The organism is Jiulongibacter sp. NS-SX5, assembly GCF_052828545.1.
This window is the reverse complement of the sequence record NZ_CM128248.1, coordinates 2,340,275-2,360,174: the sequence shown is the minus strand read 5'-3', so window position 1 is coordinate 2,360,174 and position 19,900 is coordinate 2,340,275. Positions and strand designations below refer to the sequence as shown.

The 19,900-nt window shown below is 41.3% G+C and carries 16 protein-coding genes; 8 read left to right on the top strand and 8 right to left on the bottom strand.

The annotated features are described in order from the left end of the window. Window positions 1-16 precede the first annotated feature (16 nt). Together ACUXV0_RS10470 and ACUXV0_RS10465 are read left to right on the top strand one after the other, a co-directional pair. Window positions 17-853, top strand: coding sequence for a hypothetical protein (locus ACUXV0_RS10470; protein ID WP_446189493.1), 837 nt, complete (start codon window positions 17-19; stop codon window positions 851-853). 11 nt (window positions 854-864) lie between these two features. Next, entirely contained in the window at window positions 865-1,410 is a 546-nt protein-coding gene (locus tag ACUXV0_RS10465; protein ID WP_446189492.1) for a hypothetical protein, read from the top strand. A gap of 20 nt (window positions 1,411-1,430) precedes the next feature. Here the strand turns inward: ACUXV0_RS10465 and ACUXV0_RS10460 are convergent, their stop codons facing one another. Genes ACUXV0_RS10460 through ACUXV0_RS10430 form a run of 7 tightly spaced genes read right to left on the bottom strand, consistent with a single transcriptional unit; the run spans window position 1,431 to window position 11,690 of the window. Further along, window positions 1,431-4,028: a c-type cytochrome gene (locus ACUXV0_RS10460; RefSeq protein ID WP_446189491.1), complete on the bottom strand. Its 2,598-nt coding sequence runs from the start codon at window positions 4,026-4,028 to the stop codon at window positions 1,431-1,433. Window positions 4,029-4,032: 4 nt separating this feature from the next. Beyond that, window positions 4,033-4,989 (bottom strand): 2-hydroxyacid dehydrogenase, encoded by a 957-nt coding sequence (locus tag ACUXV0_RS10455; protein WP_446189490.1) that lies wholly within the window; start codon window positions 4,987-4,989, stop codon window positions 4,033-4,035. A gap of 6 nt (window positions 4,990-4,995) precedes the next feature. After that, entirely contained in the window at window positions 4,996-5,481 is a 486-nt protein-coding gene (locus ACUXV0_RS10450; RefSeq protein WP_446189489.1) for a VOC family protein, read from the bottom strand. Between the two features lie 3 nt (window positions 5,482-5,484). Beyond that, complete coding sequence (locus tag ACUXV0_RS10445; protein WP_446189488.1) at window positions 5,485-6,654, bottom strand: mandelate racemase/muconate lactonizing enzyme family protein; 1,170 nt, start codon at window positions 6,652-6,654, stop codon at window positions 5,485-5,487. Continuing rightward, on the bottom strand, window positions 6,655-7,542 hold the full coding sequence (locus ACUXV0_RS10440) for a sugar phosphate isomerase/epimerase family protein (protein WP_446189487.1): 888 nt from the start codon (window positions 7,540-7,542) through the stop codon (window positions 6,655-6,657). It abuts the gene before it with no gap. A gap of 14 nt (window positions 7,543-7,556) precedes the next feature. Beyond that, window positions 7,557-8,516, bottom strand: a complete 960-nt coding sequence (locus tag ACUXV0_RS10435; RefSeq protein ID WP_446189486.1) for a ThuA domain-containing protein — start codon at window positions 8,514-8,516, stop codon at window positions 7,557-7,559. A 33-nt stretch (window positions 8,517-8,549) separates the two neighbouring features. Continuing rightward, window positions 8,550-11,690, bottom strand: a complete 3,141-nt coding sequence (locus ACUXV0_RS10430) for a PVC-type heme-binding CxxCH protein (protein ID WP_446189485.1) — start codon at window positions 11,688-11,690, stop codon at window positions 8,550-8,552. A gap of 207 nt (window positions 11,691-11,897) precedes the next feature. Between ACUXV0_RS10430 and ACUXV0_RS10425 the strand changes: the two genes are divergently transcribed. From ACUXV0_RS10425 to ACUXV0_RS10400, 6 genes are all read left to right on the top strand, one after another. After that, on the top strand, window positions 11,898-12,245 hold the full coding sequence (locus ACUXV0_RS10425; protein ID WP_446189484.1) for a hypothetical protein: 348 nt from the start codon (window positions 11,898-11,900) through the stop codon (window positions 12,243-12,245). Between the two features lie 191 nt (window positions 12,246-12,436). Beyond that, window positions 12,437-12,808 (top strand): hypothetical protein, encoded by a 372-nt coding sequence (locus ACUXV0_RS10420; RefSeq protein WP_446189483.1) that lies wholly within the window; start codon window positions 12,437-12,439, stop codon window positions 12,806-12,808. A 112-nt stretch (window positions 12,809-12,920) separates the two neighbouring features. Beyond that, complete coding sequence (locus tag ACUXV0_RS10415) at window positions 12,921-14,006, top strand: efflux RND transporter periplasmic adaptor subunit (RefSeq protein ID WP_446189482.1); 1,086 nt, start codon at window positions 12,921-12,923, stop codon at window positions 14,004-14,006. A 31-nt stretch (window positions 14,007-14,037) separates the two neighbouring features. Next, the gene (locus ACUXV0_RS10410; protein ID WP_446189481.1) at window positions 14,038-17,277 is read left to right on the top strand and encodes an efflux RND transporter permease subunit; all 3,240 of its coding nucleotides are present in this window, start codon (window positions 14,038-14,040) and stop codon (window positions 17,275-17,277) included. Next, window positions 17,267-18,715 carry a TolC family protein gene (locus ACUXV0_RS10405; protein ID WP_446189480.1) on the top strand — a complete coding sequence of 483 codons (1,449 nt, stop codon included), beginning with the start codon at window positions 17,267-17,269 and terminating at the stop codon, window positions 18,713-18,715. Before ACUXV0_RS10410 ends, ACUXV0_RS10405 begins: the two co-directional genes overlap by 11 nt. A 175-nt stretch (window positions 18,716-18,890) precedes the next feature. Continuing rightward, entirely contained in the window at window positions 18,891-19,406 is a 516-nt protein-coding gene (locus tag ACUXV0_RS10400; RefSeq protein ID WP_446189479.1) for a hypothetical protein, read from the top strand. 50 nt (window positions 19,407-19,456) lie between these two features. Here ACUXV0_RS10400 and ACUXV0_RS10395 read toward each other — a convergent pair whose 3' ends face one another. Beyond that, window positions 19,457-19,795 (bottom strand): response regulator, encoded by a 339-nt coding sequence (locus ACUXV0_RS10395; RefSeq protein WP_446189478.1) that lies wholly within the window; start codon window positions 19,793-19,795, stop codon window positions 19,457-19,459. Between the last annotated feature and the right edge of the window lie 105 nt (window positions 19,796-19,900).

Sequence of the window (19,900 nt, the reverse complement as noted above, 5' to 3'; positions counted from 1 at the left end):
ATGAATAGCCATGAAAATGAGACGCTTAGTTCGTTTTTTGCCGGTTTTGATACTGTTGATAACTACCCTGTCCTACGGTCAAAATACGGGTATCAAATTAGACTCAACAGGGTTAAAACCCAACCCAGTTTCCAGTGCCATAATTGAGGTTTCGTCCCAAACGAAAGGTGCTTTACTGCCAAGAATGACGAGTGCTGAAAAAATGGCAATTGAAAATCCTGAGGAGGGTTTAACGGTTTATCAGACAGATGGCAGTCAGTCTGGATATTGGGTCTATAATGGAACATCCTGGCAAGCTTTGGGAGAAAAAGGACAAGATGGAGCCGATGGAGCGGATGGAAAGGATTGGGATCATGATTTGAGAATAGGTGAAAAGGATGGATGGTATAATGATGAATTTGATAGCCCTTTAATCTTTATAAAGTATGGAAACTTGGATGGGGAGGTAGAAGTGCCGGATTATGAGGGATACTCTGCTTTAGCCAGTTACTCTCTGAAGGAGATGCTAACCATTTCTCGTACGCCAGTAGGATTTAACCATAAAAATCCAGCAAGAGTTGAGATGGATTTACTATTAATATCTGATCGCACGATTCCTGAATTATTCAGATTTTATTTAGAGGGTGTATTCACCAATCAGGTTTGGGTAGAGTATAGAGTGAATACTGGAGAAGACTTTTTGTATCTCAAACACCTTTTGGAAGATGTCAGAATTACCAACTTCGAACAGTTGTCAAAAAATGGTATCGAAAATCTAACTAAACTGACCATCTCAGCAGAAAGAATGACAATAAGCTGTGAGGATTCTAGTGACGTGTTAGAATCAGAAAATTGGGTTTACCAGGACTTTTAATTCATTGATTTATGATACGTATATTTATTTTAGTTCTGATTTTGGCTGCATCTAAATATTCAATAGGCCAGTCAAAAAGAGTTTATATCAAAATTGATGAAACTTATCTGAATGATGGAGATGCTTCAAGTCGCTCTTCCTTAGAGGATTATATAGAGTTAGAAGAAGCTTCTTTTGGAGTGGAAAGTAGACCTGGAGCAAGAGGACAATTCATATTTGAGCCAATGCCTTTAACCATCAGGTTTAAGAATAATAGTGGTTGGAATTCTTATCCTGGTATTTTCCTGCACAAACACTTGGGTACTTTACTACATGATGGTGAAATAATATTCCAAAGACCATCGATTGAAGGGAGCTTTGAAACTTATCAAATTTACAAGTTTGATGATTTCGTAATCATGGGTACAGAGAACAATGGCAAACAGGAAGGTAGCAATGAGATTATCGTAGACTTTATCCTGAATAAACTTGAGATTATTGTCCCAAATAATGTCTCCGGCGATTCATCCTACGGTTGGGATTTTACCACTGGAAGCACCTGGCCGGCGGGTTCTTAGAGGATTACAGTCAAGGTATTTTACTCAAATACTTTGTGCTGCTCATCTCCTCCGGCTACTAAATAAGCTACCAGATCTTTAAGTTCTTCTTCATTAAGCGAATTGATTAATCCAGGGAGCATGATAGAAATGCTGCTGTATTGCTTTCGCTCCACCTCTTTTTTCTGTACTTCTACCAAATAATCCGGGGCATAAGGGTTCTGAGAAATGGAGTATACTTCATTTGTTTCATTGATGATTTTGCCCACTATGGTAGAGCCATCTTTCAGCTGAAACTCTGTGGCCGCATATTGGTCAGAGATGCTTTTGCTCGGGTCTATAATCGCTTCTAAAATGGCGTCTTCGCTGAATCTCGTTCCTATTCTGGTCAGGTCAGGACCAATATTCCCTCCATCACCACCTATGCTGTGACAGCGGTTACACGTGGTGGCCACGTACATTGCCTTACCTCTTGAGAAGTTTCTATGAGCCAATGGTTCTTCAAAATGTGAAACAGCATCCTCGAGGTTCCAGGTACGCCATGGTCCTTTTGGATAATCATCGAGTTTCAGATCATTACCTGAGTCGCTGAGTAGTTGACCACCAGATATTTCATTGTATTTGTCACGGTCTTTTTCCGGAACATTAGTAAGAGCATTTTTTCTGGCTCTGTCAATAAAGCCCACGTAGCTGTTCCCACCTTTATAGTCAAAAGCGGCTCTAAACCATTCGAAATATGCTTTTCTCAATTTGGGAGTCCAGCCGATTTTGGCGTCAGAAAGTGCAGTAGCCAGGTAGGTTTGTTGCATTGGTGGCACCTTCTCTAGCATTTTGGCTATATCCAGTCCGTATTGCGGGTTTCTCAAGATTAAATCAGAAGAACTTGTGGCTGTGTTTTCTCCAAACTCATCCTTACTTGTTTTGATTAAAGCCATGGTTTTTGGCACTACTTCGCCTACGTTCAGATTGACAAGCACTTTACATAATTGTCTGTTTAGCTCCCAGGAAGAATGAGGATATTGAGCATTTAACTGTGCAGCTGTTTGAGAATTGATTTGCTGAGCAAAACCATCATTTCTGGCTATTCCTAGCTCAATAATCCGTGTGAAGTCAAAGAGTTGTTTTTCCGTAAGTTCAGAGACGGCTACTTTGTTCAATTGCTCTGGTATGAGCTTATTGTTCTTTGTACTTCTTACTAAGGCAAGTAAGGCGGTGAGTTTGGTCTCTAAATTTCCTTCTGAATTTAGTCGAGATTGCCACTTTTCCAGGTTTTGATGCTCCAGTAAAACTCTTGCTGCATATCTAATATTGCGATCTTCGTGATTTAGGTTTTGCCAGGCCAGGGCAATATTCGCATCACTTTCAGTATCAAATTGAGCCTCAATGCTTCTTCTCAGTTGATTGGCCTCTGTAAGTTCTGTTGGTGGTAATTCTGCCACCATTTCGTTGCCTTCATAATAAACTCTGTACAGGTCAGACTGGAGTTTTCTTCCTCCAGTCATGAAGTATAATGCTCCATCTGGGCCAATAACTCCATCGGTTAAGGGTAAAGGAATACCAGACAAGAACTCCTCACGTGTTGCGGTGTACGTAGAGCCTTCCGGACTTAAATGTATGGCATGCATGATTCCAAAAGACCAGTCGAAAGCAAGTAATGACTGTCGATATTTCTGAGGGAATCGGGCATCTTTGAGGTAGACTAGATTGGTAGGAGAGCCTTGACCTATATTGAGAATAGCCGGTAGGTTATCTTCAAAACTAGGCGACCATTTTCCGTTACCAGTACGCCAGCCAAACTCACTTCCTGAGGTAGCATGGCAAATACGGGTTGGTCGATACCACGGCAATCCAAAATCCCACTCCATATCGGCATCGTACACAAACAGGTCACCAACATCGTTAAAAGCGAGGTCGAAGGCATTTCTATAACCACCGCTTACGAGCTCCCAATGATTAGTTTCCGGGTCTACTTTTGCCAGCCAACCTCCTGGTGCATGGCGGTTGTTGGCGTGTCCTCTCGGGTCAGGAATGGCCGGTAAAAGATTATCATAAGCCCATGTTTTAGGGAGTAAATGATTATCCATGTCAGGGAAGTCGGTGTGATTGCCCGCCAGAACGTAAATTGATTTTCCGTCTGGACCCAGTACTAGACTATGAGGGCCATGTTCACCATCTCCCTGCAATTCTTTCATTAGAATTACCTCATCGAAAAGGTCATCACCGTTGGTGTCGTTTAATCGGTAAAGTCCACTTTTTTTCGGTCTTTCGTCCACAGGACGATTATTAACCATTACAAAAAGGCTATTAAAAGCATAGAGCAAACCTTGGGCTGCACCAATAGTCTCCCCTTCAGGAAGTTTAATTTTTTCTATTCCTGGTTTAAGGTTTGAAGAGCCAATCGGCGGGATCGTCATTCTGTAAAGACTGCCGTACTGGTCAGAAGTGATAAGACGGTTTTCGTCGTCAAAACACATAGCCACCCATGATCCCATATCATTTGAAGAGGGCGAGAAAATATGATCGGCTTTAAAGCCAGGCTGAAGCTTTAGCTCAGGAATATCTTTAGTGTCTGAGGTAAATCCCCACACAAAACATATGGTTAAAGAAAGCAGAAAGAGTTTAAAGTAATTTTTTTTCATAATCTCATAAATTTTGATCGATCTGAGTTTCATTGAAAACACAGCCTTGCATTGGTGTATCACCATTAAGAATAGCAATGATATTATTGACTGCATCTACGCACATTTTATTGTACGTTCGTTTGGTAAGGCTGGCCAGATGAGCGGTCAAAAGTACATTTGGTAGGGCAATTAAGGGGTTATTATCAGAAGGCGGTTCTAATGTCATTACGTCTGCTGCATAACCACCCAGTTGCCCTTTTTGTAAGGCTTTTAATACTGCCGTTTCGTTGACTATGGGACCCCGGGCTGTATTGATAAGAATACTCTGGGGCTTCATCAGAGATAAAGTTTTGAGGTTTATCAAATGCCGCGTGGCATCAAAAAGCGGTACATGAAGCGTAACCACATCTGCTACTGCCAGCACCTCTTCCAGGCTGCCATAAGCATACGGGAGGTATTGAATATTCGGGTCAAAATAAATGATTTTCATCCCCATGGCTTCGGCGATCTTGGCTACTTTTTGCCCGATGGTTCCCATACCTATGATCCCTAGCGTTTTTTCGTAGACCTCGTCACCGTTAAACTTATTTCGCCAAGGCCAATTGTTTTCTTTGACCTGTTTTACGGCATCATACATTTTTCGCTGAAGCATTAAAATTAGGGCAATAGTATGCTCTGCTACAGTTTGACTGTTAACACCAGGATTATTAAGTACTTTGACGCCTTTTTGACTGGCATAAGGTATATCTACATTATCTAAACCTACACCAGCTCTGGCTACAGCTTTTAACTGAGGGAAAAGATCTAAAAACTCGGGTGTGATCTGACCTTTACCTCTTGTAATGACTGCCTCTACCTCCTGCGTGTTTATATGAGTTAGGTCAAAATCAAAAGCCTTCAATACCTCCAAATCCTTTGAATTATGAAGAATTTCCATGGCTTCCTCTGCCAATGACTCTAAAAGTAAAACTTTCTTCATTCAGGTTTATTTATGGTAAAGTGTCGCATCTTTTGATTGGTAGCCTCTGGAATCATTTCTGCCAGAAACATAAATTCCTTCCTGGAATAGGTCATCTTCCAGTATTTTAGGGTCAATCTCAGTTCCCGGAGGGCAGGAGATTTCTACCAGATTCCCTGAAGGGTCACGAATGAAAAATTGAAGTGGTCCGTCTGGTAGAGTTCTTACCTTACCCCAGGGTTTTGTGTCAATAATACCCAGCTCTTTCATCCTCCAGAAGATCTCATTGATATTCTCTACATGAAAGCAGACATGGGCTCTAAAAGATGTTTCATCGTCCCATTCACTTAGGTGTAACTGCTGTGTCTCATTTATCTTAAAGAACGATGCCGGGTAGTCAAATAAGAAAGCCGGAAGTACTTCCAGTCCGAACTCCTTTTCATAGAATTCAGAGGCTTTTTCAAGGTTATCTACAATTAGCGTTACGTGATTTATTCCAATAGTGTTAGGCATAGCTTAATTGATTTTTTGTTTGAACTCATTTACAAAGTCCCAGTTGGGGCTTAGTCCCAAACCTGGTGCTGTTGGGGCTAAAATGTTACCATTCACAGCTTCAATTTTTTCATTGACCAGATCATACATCATGGGATTGCCGCCAGATGAAAACTCTATAACTACTGCAGACGGAGCAGAGAAGGCCACATTTACCCCCGCCATAAATGAGAAGGCAGAGCCCCAGCAATGCGGAGCAAGTTCTATCTGATGAGCATTGGCCAGTGCCGCCACACGGTTGGCTTCAGTGATTCCACCGATAATAGCTGAATCTGGCTGGACGACATCTATGGCCCGAAGGTCTGTCATTTCTCGAATATCGAAGGAAGTGTATTCGCTCTCACCAGCGGCAATCGGAATGCTGGTGCTGGCTCTTACTTCTGCTGTACCTACTTTATTATCAGGGCTTATGGGTTCTTCAAGCCAGTATAAATCACAGTCTTCTACTCCTCTACAAAACTTCTTGGCTTCTGGTACATTGAACGTACCATGGGCGTCTGTCATGAGTAAGATATCATCTCCGAGAGCTTCTCTGGCAGCCTTCACGCGTTTGATACTTTCTTTGACGGTTTTATCCATTACGCCCACACGCATTTTAACCCCTTTAAATCCTTTAGCGGTATAACTGAGCAATTGCTCCCCAATTTGTTCTGCTCCGGCCCATCCGCCGCTGGCATAGGCCGGCATTTCAGTTCTGCAGGCACCACCAAGCAGGTCTATGACGGGCACGCCAAGCTGCTTTCCTTTGATATCCCAAAGGGCCGTGTCTACTCCACTTAGAGCAGAGATGGTAAGCCCTCGTCTACCTAAAATTGGGAATTTGCGGCCTCGATCCAGAGCATAGTGATCTCGGGTACCATTATAAACCATCTCCCAAATTTTATTGATATGCCCTGCTTCCTGACCAATTAGGGCAGGCTTTATTTCGTTTTCTATACAACTGACTATAGAGGCACAAGAACCTGAGGAACCCACAGCAGCTTTGGCTTCTCCAAAACCTTGTAGGCCGGTATCAGTGGTAACTACCACTAGCGTCATGTCAAAATTGGTCAACAGACCATAATCTGAGGTGTGTTGCTTTTCTTTAGGAATAGGGCAGCGAAGCCAAAACGCTTCGATATTGGCAATTTTCATTTATGAGATCAGTGGTTTTAAGGTATCAATTGATTTTTGCGTAAGCATGGCATAAAACTCTTCGGTAACGGCAGAGCTGCCATGGTCTTCCAGAAACTTCTTTTGTTCTTCGGTCATCCCTTTGGGATCAGTGTCTATAGAATTTGGATAAGGATTTGCAGGAGTTCTGTCAAGTGGGGAGGCAAACTCAACCGATAAAACATCATCGTATCCAATTTCCTGAAGCGTACTAATTATGGCCGGCCAATCAATAGTACCCATACCCGGAGCCATACGGTTATTATCAGCCACATGAAAACCTACCAATCTACCCTTAGCTCGTCTGATAGCTTCCAACGGGTCTGCTTCCTCAATATTCATGTGAAAAGCATCTAAACAAACTCCACAGTTTTCACCGGTGGCTTCTGCCAGAGCCAGTGCCTGATCGCCTCTATTGATGAAATAAGTCTCGAATCTGTTGATTGGCTCTATTCCTAGTAAAATACCGCAACTTTCAGAATATTCGTAGATTTCCTGCATACCCTCAATGGCCCATTGCCATTCTTCTTCAGGTCTGCCATCAGGTATGATTTTGCCTACCGTTCCGGGGACTACAGAAACCATTTTGCCGTCCAGTTCTTTGACCATCGTTACGATGTCCTTGACGTATTGTACAGAATCTGCTCGTTGCTTTTTATCCTTTGCCAGGAGGTTTCTTTGCTCCAACATTAAGGTTACTGACCCCCAGCAACTGATACCGGCGTCATCAAGTAATTTTTTAACCTTTTTAGTGTCATACAATTCCGGTGAGCCTTGAATCTCGATACTGTCGTAACCCATACGGGCTATACGATTTACCGTATCTTCAATAGTCTCTGCACGCATCCAGTTATGGATAGAAATGTTCATAATCAATAGGTGTTTTAAGGAACCAAAACCGGCTTGATTCCTGATTTAAATTTATCTCCAAAACCCGAGTTATTGGGTTCATATGGTTCTGTGAAATCGGCATTTACACCAGCTTCAGGAATTTTTTCTTCCATACCTAATGCCCAGTAAATACCATTCAAAGCTAGTTTACGCATTGTCTCTTCTTTGAAATCAAAAGGGTGACCTAGTGTGGTGAAAAATACTCTGGCGGCCTTGCCACTTTCGCCCGTGTAAGATTTAGTCCATGCCACTGGGTTCGTTAGCGGGAACTTGTCTAGGTCGCCATTAGCCTCATGATTTGAACGTAGTGAGCGACCTTCTAAAAATGGCTTGCTGTCACCACCGAGTTTCCAATCGCCGCCATCTACATGGTACAGCCATGAGTAGGCTTCAAAAGGTTCTACACCATTCAAGATTGGAGTTTCTGCCTCCGGTAAAATACTGACTTCGGTAAGTCTGCCGTGGCCATCTTCAAAATGACCGTGATGGGTGATCCACTGCTGCCCGAAAACCTTCACCGGCCAGTCATTATTCATATGTTTTTGAGTAGTGTCATTCTTATACATGAAAGAATGTGTGGCGGTTCTGAAGCCCACCATTGGTTTTCCGCTTTCAGCAAAATCAGTAATGTATTTCAGCTCGTCAGAAGGCAACTCCCTGAAACGCGTAAACATGACCATCAGATCTGCGTCTTCCAAAGCCTCTAAACCTTCAATATGATCTAATCTGTTTGGATCAATAAACCCTGCCGAGTCTACCGAATAGCAAAGGCTGATTTCTGCACCTAGTTCTCGTTTTAATATTTTGGCGAGCATAGGCATTGACTCCTCAGATCTGTATTCTTCGTCTCCTATCACAAAAGCAATATGAGGGGTTTGGGCTTCCTCTTTCTGTGAGGAGGTACAGCCGGCCAAGCCTAAAAATGCGGCGAATATCAAGTGTTTTATTTGCATAGGTTAGGGTAGACCTTCCGGTCAATTTATTTTTTAAAGTTCTTCGGCTGTATAAAAGCCTGTTTTGTCTTTGGTTTCTTCTCTTACTCTTTTCACAGTTCCCGGCGAAACAGCTTTTGAAAGGTTACCAAAGGAGCTTCTGATGTATGTCAATACGTTTGCTATATCAGTGTCATTGAGCATACCTCCAAAAGGTGTCATAGGTACTTGTCCGGGGTACTTTTTGCCTGCCATGGTGATAGGTCCATAGAGGCCATTAAGTACTATTTTTATAAGTCTTTCTTCATCTCCCTGTACCCAGTCATTGCCTGCTAAAGGTGGGAAGCCCGAAGATTCTAAACCTTTGCCGTCTGCCTGATGACAGGTCTCACAATGACCCTCTCTGGCATAGATTTCTTTACCGGCTAAGAAAGCTTTTTGGTCTTCTTTGCTAAGCATTGATGGCAGTGGAGCACCATCTTTATTTTCAATTTCCGGCACATACGGTTGCATATGATCCAGAATGGCCTGGTAGGGCTTTTCCATCCACTCATCCAAAGGTTTTTGATTCACAATGTTTAGTACTTCCTTGGCTTCATTATCAGAAAGCCATGAGGCTGCTACCATGGCCTCCATTCTTACGCGACTGTTATCATCAGATGCTGTGGCTTTGAGTAATTCAAATTGATCATCTACCTGATGTCCTGTAAACCTTAGTACTCTCACTGCAGCAGTTCTTACACGGTAGTCATCAGAGCTTAATAGCTTTTTCAGCAGCTTTGTGTCAATATCATTCAGAGCCCAGCTTACCCATAGTGCCTCCAGCAAGTGGTGCTGATACATTTGGTCATTTTGATCGAGATCATCAGTCCATTTTTTTAAGGCATTTAGCACTTCTTTTGGATCTTTTTCTCTAAGCTCTCTTCTACTTCGGTAACGAGTTCTGTATTCTGGCAGCTTCAGGTTATTGAGCAAGGTTTCAATACTTGCTCCATCCACCTGTGCTGGTTTCAAGAGTGGTCTGGATGGGTAAGTGATACGGTAGATTCTACCATGTACATGATCTCTGAGAGGATCACGGGCATTATGCTGCATATGACCTACCAGCACATTATGCCAATCTAATAAGTAGAGCGATCCATCAGGAGCAAACTCCATGTCTACAGGTCTGAAATTAGGGTCGTCACTTCTTACCAGGTCTAGTGCATGTTTGGTGTCATAGCCGGTACCGTCATCCAGCATTTGGTGCATTTTGGTTCCCAAAAAGCCAATGGTATTATTGATCATCAGGTGCCCTTGAACTTCTTCGGGGAAGTGTCTGCTGGAGACGAACTCCAAACCTGAAGTAGGGCGTACTCGGTGTTTTTCTTCAATTAAGTTTTTAGAACCAGGATTGCTCAGTCCATACTTTGGTTTGATAGTGCCCGGTAGCATCCATTCTACATTGGGCCCTGAAGTGTGGGCAAAGAAGTTTTGTCCCCAATCATCAAAAGCAATTCCCCATGGATTTGGAATTGGAAGCTGAGCCGTTCTTTCCAGCTTTTTTCTTTGAGGACTGTAACGGTAAAATCCGCCATTGGTAGCTCTTACAGTACCGTACGGAGTTTCTACATTGGTATGCAGAAACACTCCTTCACCCATATAAAGTGCACCCGAAGGGTCTGCACAGAATGCACTAATGACGTGGTGGGTATCATGATCATCAAAACCACTCAAGATAATTTCTGAGGAGTCGGCCACATCGTCTCCATCAGTATCTACATAATACTTCAGATTGGTACCTTGAGAAATGTAAACCCCGGTTTGGCCATCAGGAGTGGGTGAAAATTCAAAACCTGCCGGAATGTGCAGTTTATCGGCAAAGACAGTTAGCTTGTCTGCCTTTTGGTCATTATCGGTATCTTCCAGAATGATGATTTTGTCGTTAGGCATGGGGTCACCCGGCTTATAGTGCGGGTAAGTAGGCATAACGGCTACCCAAAGTCTGCCTTTATTATCAAAAGACATCTGAGAAGGATTTGCGAGGTCAGGAAACTCCTCTTCTGAGGCGAACAGTTCAATTTTATACCCCGGAGCCATATGAAATTGATTCATTGACTCTTCACCATACAGGTATTTGGCTTTGCCCGGTAGGGTAAAGTTTGTTTCTATTTCGGCCAGTTCCTGCGTTTGGCTATCAGCTGTTTTTAAGTCGTAAGTATTACCTTTTAGAGTTTCCCAAATCAGGGTATCTCTGTTGGCGGTCATTTGTCTGATTTTGATGAGTTCATTCGGGTAATTTTCGTTTCCGAACGGTCTGTATCTGCGGCCAAACACATGTACACCATTTGGGATTTTATAGTCATAGTGCCAAAACCAGTTTTTGGCCAATACAGCTTCTTTTACCGCCGAATACATTTGCTCATCTGCCGTTTGATCAGTATTGCCAAAGAGTTCGTCGAGCAGGAAGCTTGAGAATTTTTTGTAACCCTCATCATTGAGCTGAAGGCCGTCAATAGTCAATTTTGAAGACTCAAACCAGTCTTTTGAGGGTTGAAAAGCATCAATGAAAAGGACACCATTTACAGTAGCCACTTCTTTCATGGCCTTCGTGTAGAGTGCCAGATTTTTATTCTCCGTTTTGCCATCGGGCAAATCATATTCATTGGATAGATCCTGAAAGGCAATAGGTGAAACCAATGCTAATTTTGGAGCCGTGCTGTCATTATAATTCATAGAGAATGTATGATCAATGAAAGCTTGGAGTTCGTTTTTATAATTTTCTACACCCTCCCTACCAGCGTATGATTCTGAGAAGCCAAAGAAGGCGATAATGACATCTGTCTTATGTCTCGAGAGCCATTCATCTGGAGTTTCAAAATGTCCTTCACTGCCGGAGTTTTGAGCCAAGTCTGTCTGAAATTGCTCTGCACCGGGGAAAGCCCATGGAGATTTACGTCCGGAGTGAGGTCTGAAACCCGGCGTATCTCCGCCATCACACATATTTCTGATGTAAAGCTCTTTTTCAGGATTTCTTAATTGAAGTTCTGTTTCAAAATAACCGTAGTTCAACATTCTGGAACAAAGGTTATTTCCGATTAAGGTGATGTGGTCTCCTTTCTTTAATTCTAATCTGCTTTTATCTGAGCAGGAGATGAAACAGAGGGCGAAAAGTGCCAGAAATGCCGGTATGGGCAAGGCTTTATGAAATTTCATGAAAGAAGTTATAAGGTTGAATTGGTATTGGCAATGTACTAATTAGCTCCATAATATCTGTCAAATACGCTTTAGACAGTAGCATCTGAATGAAATATCAGGCAAATGGTAGATCAAACGGCAGAAAAGGTCGATAGCTTAAAAGCGTGCTTAAACCTTCAAACCTCAGTGAAGTCAAAGAAGAGAACTAAAAACAAATCAATTAATATGAAAAAGACAGTAATGGTGGCCTTGTTAACGGCCGTTTCCGTGAGTGTTTTTGCACAGCAAAAAAGTAAAGATTTTGATCCTGAAGAACGTGCTCAAAAACACGCGGAGCGAATGAAGAAGGATTTGGATCTGACTGAAAAGCAGTACAAGCAAGTAATAAAAATGAATGAGGAGCGAGCCGAGCATATGAAGGCCCTTAGAGAAGAGCTTAAGAAAGAACAAAAGGCTTATCAGGAAGATTTAAAAGCTATTTTGACAGAGGAGCAACTGACCAAGTTGGAAGCTCAAAAGAAAGAGAGAAGAAAGAAGTTTAAGGAGTACAAACATGGGGGAAGAGGTCATTAAAGGCTTTTGCAATTAGGGAGAAACTGAACTCCGATGCCTAAATGGCTTCGGAGTTTTTTTATTCTAGGTACGAGTGTATTTGAATTAATTCAATAATATACTCCATTAATCAAAGGAAATTTTATCATTCTTCTAGTTTTTAATCGTAGTGAAAGAAAAAAGCAAAAGAAGAAAATAAATTCGCTTTCGATATGTATAAGGCATTCTCAAAAAGACTACTCTTTGCGATACTATTTCTGTGTATCGGGAATGGAGCTTTTGCTTTAGACTTTCATGGAACTTCAACTTCGAAGAACTCTTCCCAATTTTCTGAAAATACTGGTAATTACAAGCAAAATGTACATGTTGCTCTTGAAGCAAGCCTGGAATTAATTTTTGAGATATCTGAGGAAGAAGATCAAACTTCAGAATCTGAAAGAAATAGAATTGGGACTAGTGGTTTTTTGATTTCTCCAATCTCAGACTATTTCCTAAAATCTCTATTTGAAGAACGTTTTTTGAATGTAAATGAATGTTTTCTAAATATTCCATTGCATTTACTCCATCGGGTAATTATAGTCTGATACCCCTCATTTTATTCAATTTTTACTGGCTTTTGATGCTAAATCAAAAGCGGGATTTTTCATTTCGGTTTTAAACCGGAACATTATTTCTAAACTTTTATATTGAATTAAAATGAAGCTGAAATCAGTATTCGGCGGCTTGGGTATACTCATTACTCTCCTAAGCTGCTCAGATAAAAATAAATCACACCATGAGGCAGATCATGGTAAATTTCTGGCCACTAGTCCTATAGTTAAAGACACCTCTATTATTAAAGACTACGTTTGCCAGATACACTCCATCCAAAACATAGAACTAAGAGCTCTGGAAAAGGGATACCTTCAGGATATTTATGTAGACGAAGGGAAGTTTGTAAAAAAAGGGCAACTCATGTTTAGAGTAATGCCTAATATTTATGAAGCAGAACTGCTTAAAACAGAGGCAGAAGTAAAAGCTGCAGAAATAGAAGTATTAAATGTTAAGACCCTGGCTGAGAAAAATGTAGTTTCTCAGAATGAGCTGGCACTGGCACAGGCTAAACTAGATAAAGCCAAGGCCGAGCGTCAACTGGCTAAAGTGCATCTTGGATTTACAGAAATAAGAGCTCCATTTTCTGGTATAATGGACAGGCTTAAAGTGAGAAAAGGAAGTCTGGTAGATGAGGGTGAGTTACTCACCACTTTATCTGATAATAGCAAAATTTGGGTTTATTTTAATGTGCCAGAAGCTGAATATCTTAATTATAAGACCCGCTCAGATAATGGTAGTATGCTTAATGTTAAGCTACTCATGGCTAACAATCAGCTATTTAAATATGGCGGGGTGGTAGAGACCATTGAAGGTGAATTTGACAATGAAACGGGGAATATTGCTTTCAGAGCTACTTTTCCAAATCCAGAGGGGCTGCTCAGACATGGTGAAACAGGCAGTGTGCAGGTTACAGAACCTCTGAAAAATGCACTGCTTATACCTCAGAAATGTACGTTTGAGGTTCTGGATAAAACCTATGTTTTTGTGATTGACCAGAATGGAAAGGTGAAATCTCAAGCCATAAAAATATTGACAGAAATGCCGCATTTGTATGTCATCTCAGGGCTTACCACTTCAGACAAGATTTTGCTTGAGGGAATTAGGAAAGTAAAAGAAAATGAGGAGATCAGGTTTGATTTTCAGGAACCTGCAGAAGTGATCACACATTTGAGCCTTTACGCAGAGTAAATAATACCCACTTATTTAATTAAGAAAAACCATGTTTAGAAATATAATTCATAGACCGGTTTTGGCTATTGTTATCTCTGTAATTATCTTATTTACAGGTTCTTTGGCCATTAAACAATTGCCTACTGCTCAGTTTCCTGAGATTGCACCTACTACGGTGAATATTTTTATTGCCTACCCGGGCTCTAGTGCAGATGTACTGGTAAAATCTACCCTTATAACCCTGGAAAATGCGATTAATGGAGTACAGGGAATGCGGTATCTGGCCACAGATGCCACCAGTGCGGGTGAGGCTACATTAAGAGTGATTTTTGAGCCCGGTACAGATCCTAATGAGGCTGTAATACGGGTGAAAACACGGGTAGATCAGGTGATGCCATTGCTGCCTGAGCTGGTACAGAGAGAGGGTGTGGTGATTACGCCTATCCAGCCATCAATGCTGATGTACATAAACCTTTATGGCAAAGGCAAAGATTTTGATGAAAAGTTTCTCTATAACTACGCCAGCGTAAACCTGCTGCCAGAGATCAACCGTATAAATGGCGTGGCCAGAACTCAGATTCTGGGTAGCAGGCAGTACGCTATGCGGGTCTGGTTAAACCCAGATAGAATGCGGGCTTATCATATTTCTGCTGAAGATGTGATGGAGGCTCTGGCAGAGCAGAGTATTATAGGAAGGCCGGGGAGAATTGGCCAGAGTTCTGGTATTTCTGCCCAGTCTCTGGAGTATGTGCTTACTTATAAAGGGAGGTACAGTAAACCAGAAGAATACAAAAATGTTATCCTGCGGGCAAACTCTGAAGGTGAGACCATACGACTTGGGGATGTGGCAGACGTAGAACTGGGAAGTGAGTTTTTTGACATATACTCAAACCTGGATGGCATGCCCTCTGCAGCAATAGTTTTAAAGCAAAACGTAGGCAGTAATGCCAGTGAAGTGATAGAGGCCGTAAAAGCCAAAATGGAGGAGCTTTCTGCTACTTTTCCGCCGGGTGTAGAATATAAGTACAGTTATGATGTTTCAAAGTTTCTGGATGCCTCTATAGAGCAGGTGATACACACGCTTAGAGATGCATTTTTACTGGTGGCATTGGTAGTATTTCTCTTTTTGGGAGATTGGCGTTCTACGCTTATCCCTATTATAGCTGTTCCTGTATCTCTCATAGGTGCCTTCTTTGTGATGCAGCTTTTTGGATTATCTATTAACCTTATCACCCTATTTGCTCTTGTTTTGGCTATTGGTATTGTGGTAGATGATGCCATTGTGGTGGTGGAGGCGGTTCACGCAAAAATGGAAGAGCAGCATCTCTCTCCCTATAATGCCGTAAAAGAGGTGATGGGAGAGATAAGCGGTGCCATTATAGCCATAACCCTGGTGATGGTGTCTGTATTTTTACCAATTGCCTTCATGACAGGCCCGGTGGGTACTTTTTATCGCCAGTTTTCTATTACTATGGCAAGTGCTATAATACTATCTGCCATAGTAGCCCTTACTCTTACGCCGGTTTTATGTGCCATGATTTTGAAAAATAATCATGGAAAATCACGTAAAAAATCACCGCTAGACTGGCTCATTGATACGTTTAATAAGGGCTTTGATAAATTAACTTTTCGCTATGTAAATATTCTTAGAAAGCTGGTCAATAAAAGACTGGTGACCTTCCTTATTTTGCTGGCTTTTGGTTTTGGCATCTTAGCTGTAAACAAAGTCTTGCCATCTGGCTTTATTCCTACAGAAGATCAGGGAACCATCTATGCTATAATTCAAACTCCTCCTGGTGCTACGCTGGAAAGAACCAACGCCGTCTCCAGAGAGCTGCAGAAAATTTGTGAAGAGGTAGAAGGAGTAGAGTCTGTATCATCACTGGCAGGGTATGAAATTATGACAGAGGGTAGAGGCTCAAATGCCGGAACCTGTCTAATAAACCTTAAAAGCTGGTCTGAAAGAGAACATGACGTACATGAGATAATTGAAGAATTAGAAGAAAAGACCAAAGATCTGGGAGCTGTAATAGAGTATTTTGAGCCACCGGCTGTTCCAGGTTTTGGTACGTCTGCTGGTTTTTCAATGCGTTTGCTTGATAAAAACAATACTACAGATTATCAGGAGTTTGATAAGGTCAATAAAGAGTTTATGGCTGCTTTAGAAAAACGCCCGGAACTCACAGGTCTCTTTACGTTTTTTGCTGCCAATTATCCGCAGTATGAGCTGGAAATAGATAATGACGTGGCTATGCAAAAGGGGGTTTCAATAGGCAAAGCCATGGAAAACCTGAATATCATGATAGGCAGTACGTATGAACAGGGTTTTATACGTTTCGGGCGATTCTTTAAAGTCTATGTACAGTCTGCTCCTAAGTTTAGAAAGTTACCTTCAGATGTCCTTAATATGTTTGTGAAAAATGATCATGGCGAAATGGTGCCATATTCATCTTTTATGAAACTGGTAAAAAAACAAGGGCCCAATGAAATCACACGCTATAACATGTATAATTCTTCTACTATACAGGGCCAGCCTGCAGGCGGGTATACTACGGGTGATGCTATAGCAGCCATAAAAGAAGTAGCCAAAGAGCTGCCTCATGGTTATGATATTGCCTGGGAAGGACTTTCATATGATGAAGCCAAAAGGGGAAATGAGTCAATTTATGTTTTTGCGGTGGTATTGATTTTTGTCTACCTGGTATTGGCAGCTCAGTACGAAAGCTTCCTGCTTCCACTGGCTGTTATTTGCTCACTTCCTGTGGGGATTTTCGGATCTTTCCTTTTACTGAAAGGTATGGGGCTGGCAAATGACGTTTATGCTCAGGTAGGTTTAATAATGCTGGTGGGTCTCTTAGGTAAAAATGCAGTGTTGATTGTGGAGTTTGCAGTTCAAAAAAGAAGAGAAGGAAGTACAGTTCTGGAGGCAGCTATTGAGGGGGCACGTGTACGTTTCAGGCCTATTTTGATGACTTCTTTTGCTTTTGTGGCCGGGCTTATTCCGCTGGTAATTTCTCATGGAGCCGGAGCTATAGGAAACAGAACCATTGGAGGCTCTGCACTGGGAGGTATGCTTTTCGGAACGCTCTTTGGCGTATTGGTAATACCTGGGCTATACTACATTTTTGGTACTATGGCAGATGGGAAATCACTGGTAAAAGATGAAGAGGATGATTCGCTTTCTGAACACTTTGTGAGAAGCTCAGAAGAAAGAAGCAGACTTATGGAAAGCCTGAAAAAGGCAAATGAGAGAATAAAAGGATTACTGGGTAGAAACGATGAAAAGTAATAAGACCATGAAGAGTATTAATCAAAAACTGAGAATAATTACTGCAGGTGTATTATTGTTTTTAATGTATGCCTGTAAAACACCACAGATTTCCTCTGTTCAGGAGAAGGTCAATTTGCCTGCAAAATTTAATAATCAGGTCATAGCAGATACACTCATCGACTGGAGAAGTTATTTTGATGACCCCATTCTTGTGGCTTTGATAGATACGGCACTTGTAAATAATCAGGAGTTTAATATCACGAAGCAGGAGGTAGAAATTGCCAGAAATGAAATTATGGCAAAAAAAGGTGAATACATGCCTACCGTAAATTACAAGGGAGGCATGGGACTGGAGAAAGCTGCCAGATACACCAATATAGGTGCTATGGAAGCTACCACAGACATAAAACCTGAGCGTGAGATGCCAGAGCCCTTGCCAGATTTTCTGGGAGGGCTTTACGCCAGCTGGGAGGTAGATATCTGGCATAAAATGAGAAATGCCCGAAAAGCCGCTTTTGAGCGATATATGGCTAGTAATGATGCCGTAAATTGGATGCAGACAAATCTGGTAGCTGAAATAGCAGAAAGTTATTATGAGCTTCTGGCACTGGATAATGAACTGGCTATAGTAAATCAGAATATAGAAATTCAATCAGATGCACTGGAGATTGTCAAATTACAAAAGTTAGCTTCCAGAGTCAGTGAGCTGGGTGTAAGGCGTTTTGAGGCAGAGGTACTGAAAACCAAAAGCTTGCAGTACGGAATACTTCAGGAGATAGTAGAAACAGAGAACAGGTTACGTTTTTTAACAGGGAAATATACCGGAGCTATAAACAGGCAAACAGTAGATCTTAATAATCTCAATCTGAGTTTTGCTTCTGCAGGATTGCCGGCTGGATTATTATCAAACAGACCAGATATAAAAGCTAAAGAGAGAGAGCTGGCTGCGGCTAAAATAGATGTAGAAGTGGCCAGATTAAACTTTTATCCTTCTCTTGGAATATCTGCAAATCTGGGATTGAGAGCATTTAATCCGCTCTATTTTAGTAAGTTACCAGAGTCTTTGCTTAGCTCCTTAACAGCAGATCTTATAGGGCCATTGATTAATAAAAGAGCTCTAACAGCCACTTATTTAAATGCAAATGCCAAACAAACACAGGCTGTTTATGAATATGAAAAGGTAATTCTTCAGGCATATCTTGAGATTGTCAATCAGCAAAGTAAAATTGAAAACCTTTCCAAAAGCTTCGATTTGAAATCCAGACAGGTAGCGGCTATGGAATCTTCCATTGGTATTTCTTCAGACTTGTTTAAAAATGCCAGGGCAGACTATATGGAGGTTTTGCTTACACAGAGAGATGCTCTGGAGGCGAAGTTCGAATTGGTAGAAACCAGAAAAGATCAATTGCACGCCAGAGTTAATATTTACAAGGCTCTGGGGGGTGGTTGGTTTTAGGGTTTATATTAAAGTTTAGAAAAATGAAAAGTCCCCGTATTTTTTTACGGGGATCTTTTAATTCTAAAGAGTTTTTATTTGAAATAGATATATGGATTTTGTTCCTCTAATTTGAAAATCAATACTAATGCATATGAGGTACTTTATCTTTTTCTTACTCGTAGTGACTAATATAATGGCACAAGACCTTCCTTTAAAAACTATCCCAGAGGCACCTGCAGAGATTACTGAATATACCTTACTGGCCAGAATGGTGGAGGGTTTAGGTTTTCGTTATTACTGGGCTACTGAAGGTTTAAGAGACGAAGACTTAGCTTACAAGCCTTCTGCCGAGGCCAGAACTTCTATGGAAACCATCGAACATATATATGGATTGGTTTCTGTCATTGAGAATACCGTTTATGCCAGGCCAAATGCAGGACAAAAGAATGCAATGTCTTTCGAGGATATGAGGGCTGCAACCTTACATAAGTTAAAAGCAACCTCTGATGCTTTAAGAAATGAGGAGACGGTGAGTCCTGAAGAAATGAAAATTATTTTCGGTACTACGGAGTATCCGGTATGGAATTTAATTAATGGACCTATTGAAGATGCCGTCTGGCATGTAGGGCAGGTGGTAAGCTTTAGAAGAGCTTCGGGTAATCCATTCACTAAAAATGTGAGTGTGCTTACAGGAAAGGTAAAAGAGTAAGGTGTAGAACTGTAGAAAAATATCTACCAAAAGTGTGGAATTCTACATTTTTAATTCATCAAACTCATGATGGTAGAAAGTTCAAAAGGCTTAGAAATGAAGCTATCTGCACCAAATTGAGTAGCCTGATCTTTGAGAGAACTGTAGGCAGAAATCATGTATAGTTTTGTATCAGGATTTCCTTCTTTTATTTCGCTGATATGATTTATACCTAGCCCGTCTGGCAGGTTATTGTCAAGCAAGATTACGCTAGGTTTTACCCTTGAAATGGCCTCCAAGCCCTCTGTAAGGGTATTTTCGTAATACACGTCTAGTGCATTTTTGCTCAGATAATGCTTAAGTAATAAGCAGATATCTTCTTCATCGTCTATGATTAAAACCTTTTTCATTTTATCGTAGAGGAGAACTAAATCTTAATTCGTATATGCCTCTTTATTAATTTGTGATTATGTAAAGCACGTTAGCTTCTACTTCTGAGTATTAAAGAATTGTTC

Bases quoted from the DNA above. Each gene is read 5' to 3' on its own strand.
- ACUXV0_RS10395 (WP_446189478.1), bottom strand. From the start codon at position 19,795: ATGAAAAAGGTTTTAATCATAGACGATGAAGAAGATATCTGCTTATTA.
- ACUXV0_RS10400 (WP_446189479.1), top strand. From the start codon at position 18,891: ATGGCACAAGACCTTCCTTTAAAAACTATCCCAGAGGCACCTGCAGAG.
- ACUXV0_RS10415 (WP_446189482.1), top strand. From the start codon at position 12,921: ATGAAGCTGAAATCAGTATTCGGCGGCTTGGGTATACTCATTACTCTC.
- ACUXV0_RS10425 (WP_446189484.1), top strand. From the start codon at position 11,898: ATGAAAAAGACAGTAATGGTGGCCTTGTTAACGGCCGTTTCCGTGAGT.
- ACUXV0_RS10470 (WP_446189493.1), top strand. From the start codon at position 17: ATGAGACGCTTAGTTCGTTTTTTGCCGGTTTTGATACTGTTGATAACT.
- ACUXV0_RS10460 (WP_446189491.1), bottom strand. From the start codon at position 4,028: ATGAAAAAAAATTACTTTAAACTCTTTCTGCTTTCTTTAACCATATGT.
- ACUXV0_RS10440 (WP_446189487.1), bottom strand. From the start codon at position 7,542: ATGAACATTTCTATCCATAACTGGATGCGTGCAGAGACTATTGAAGAT.
- ACUXV0_RS10420 (WP_446189483.1), top strand. From the start codon at position 12,437: ATGTATAAGGCATTCTCAAAAAGACTACTCTTTGCGATACTATTTCTG.
- ACUXV0_RS10450 (WP_446189489.1), bottom strand. From the start codon at position 5,481: ATGCCTAACACTATTGGAATAAATCACGTAACGCTAATTGTAGATAAC.
- ACUXV0_RS10410 (WP_446189481.1), top strand. From the start codon at position 14,038: ATGTTTAGAAATATAATTCATAGACCGGTTTTGGCTATTGTTATCTCT.
- ACUXV0_RS10445 (WP_446189488.1), bottom strand. From the start codon at position 6,654: ATGAAAATTGCCAATATCGAAGCGTTTTGGCTTCGCTGCCCTATTCCT.
- ACUXV0_RS10465 (WP_446189492.1), top strand. From the start codon at position 865: ATGATACGTATATTTATTTTAGTTCTGATTTTGGCTGCATCTAAATAT.
- ACUXV0_RS10435 (WP_446189486.1), bottom strand. From the start codon at position 8,516: ATGCAAATAAAACACTTGATATTCGCCGCATTTTTAGGCTTGGCCGGC.
- ACUXV0_RS10405 (WP_446189480.1), top strand. From the start codon at position 17,267: ATGAAAAGTAATAAGACCATGAAGAGTATTAATCAAAAACTGAGAATA.
- ACUXV0_RS10430 (WP_446189485.1), bottom strand. From the start codon at position 11,690: ATGAAATTTCATAAAGCCTTGCCCATACCGGCATTTCTGGCACTTTTC.
- ACUXV0_RS10455 (WP_446189490.1), bottom strand. From the start codon at position 4,989: ATGAAGAAAGTTTTACTTTTAGAGTCATTGGCAGAGGAAGCCATGGAA.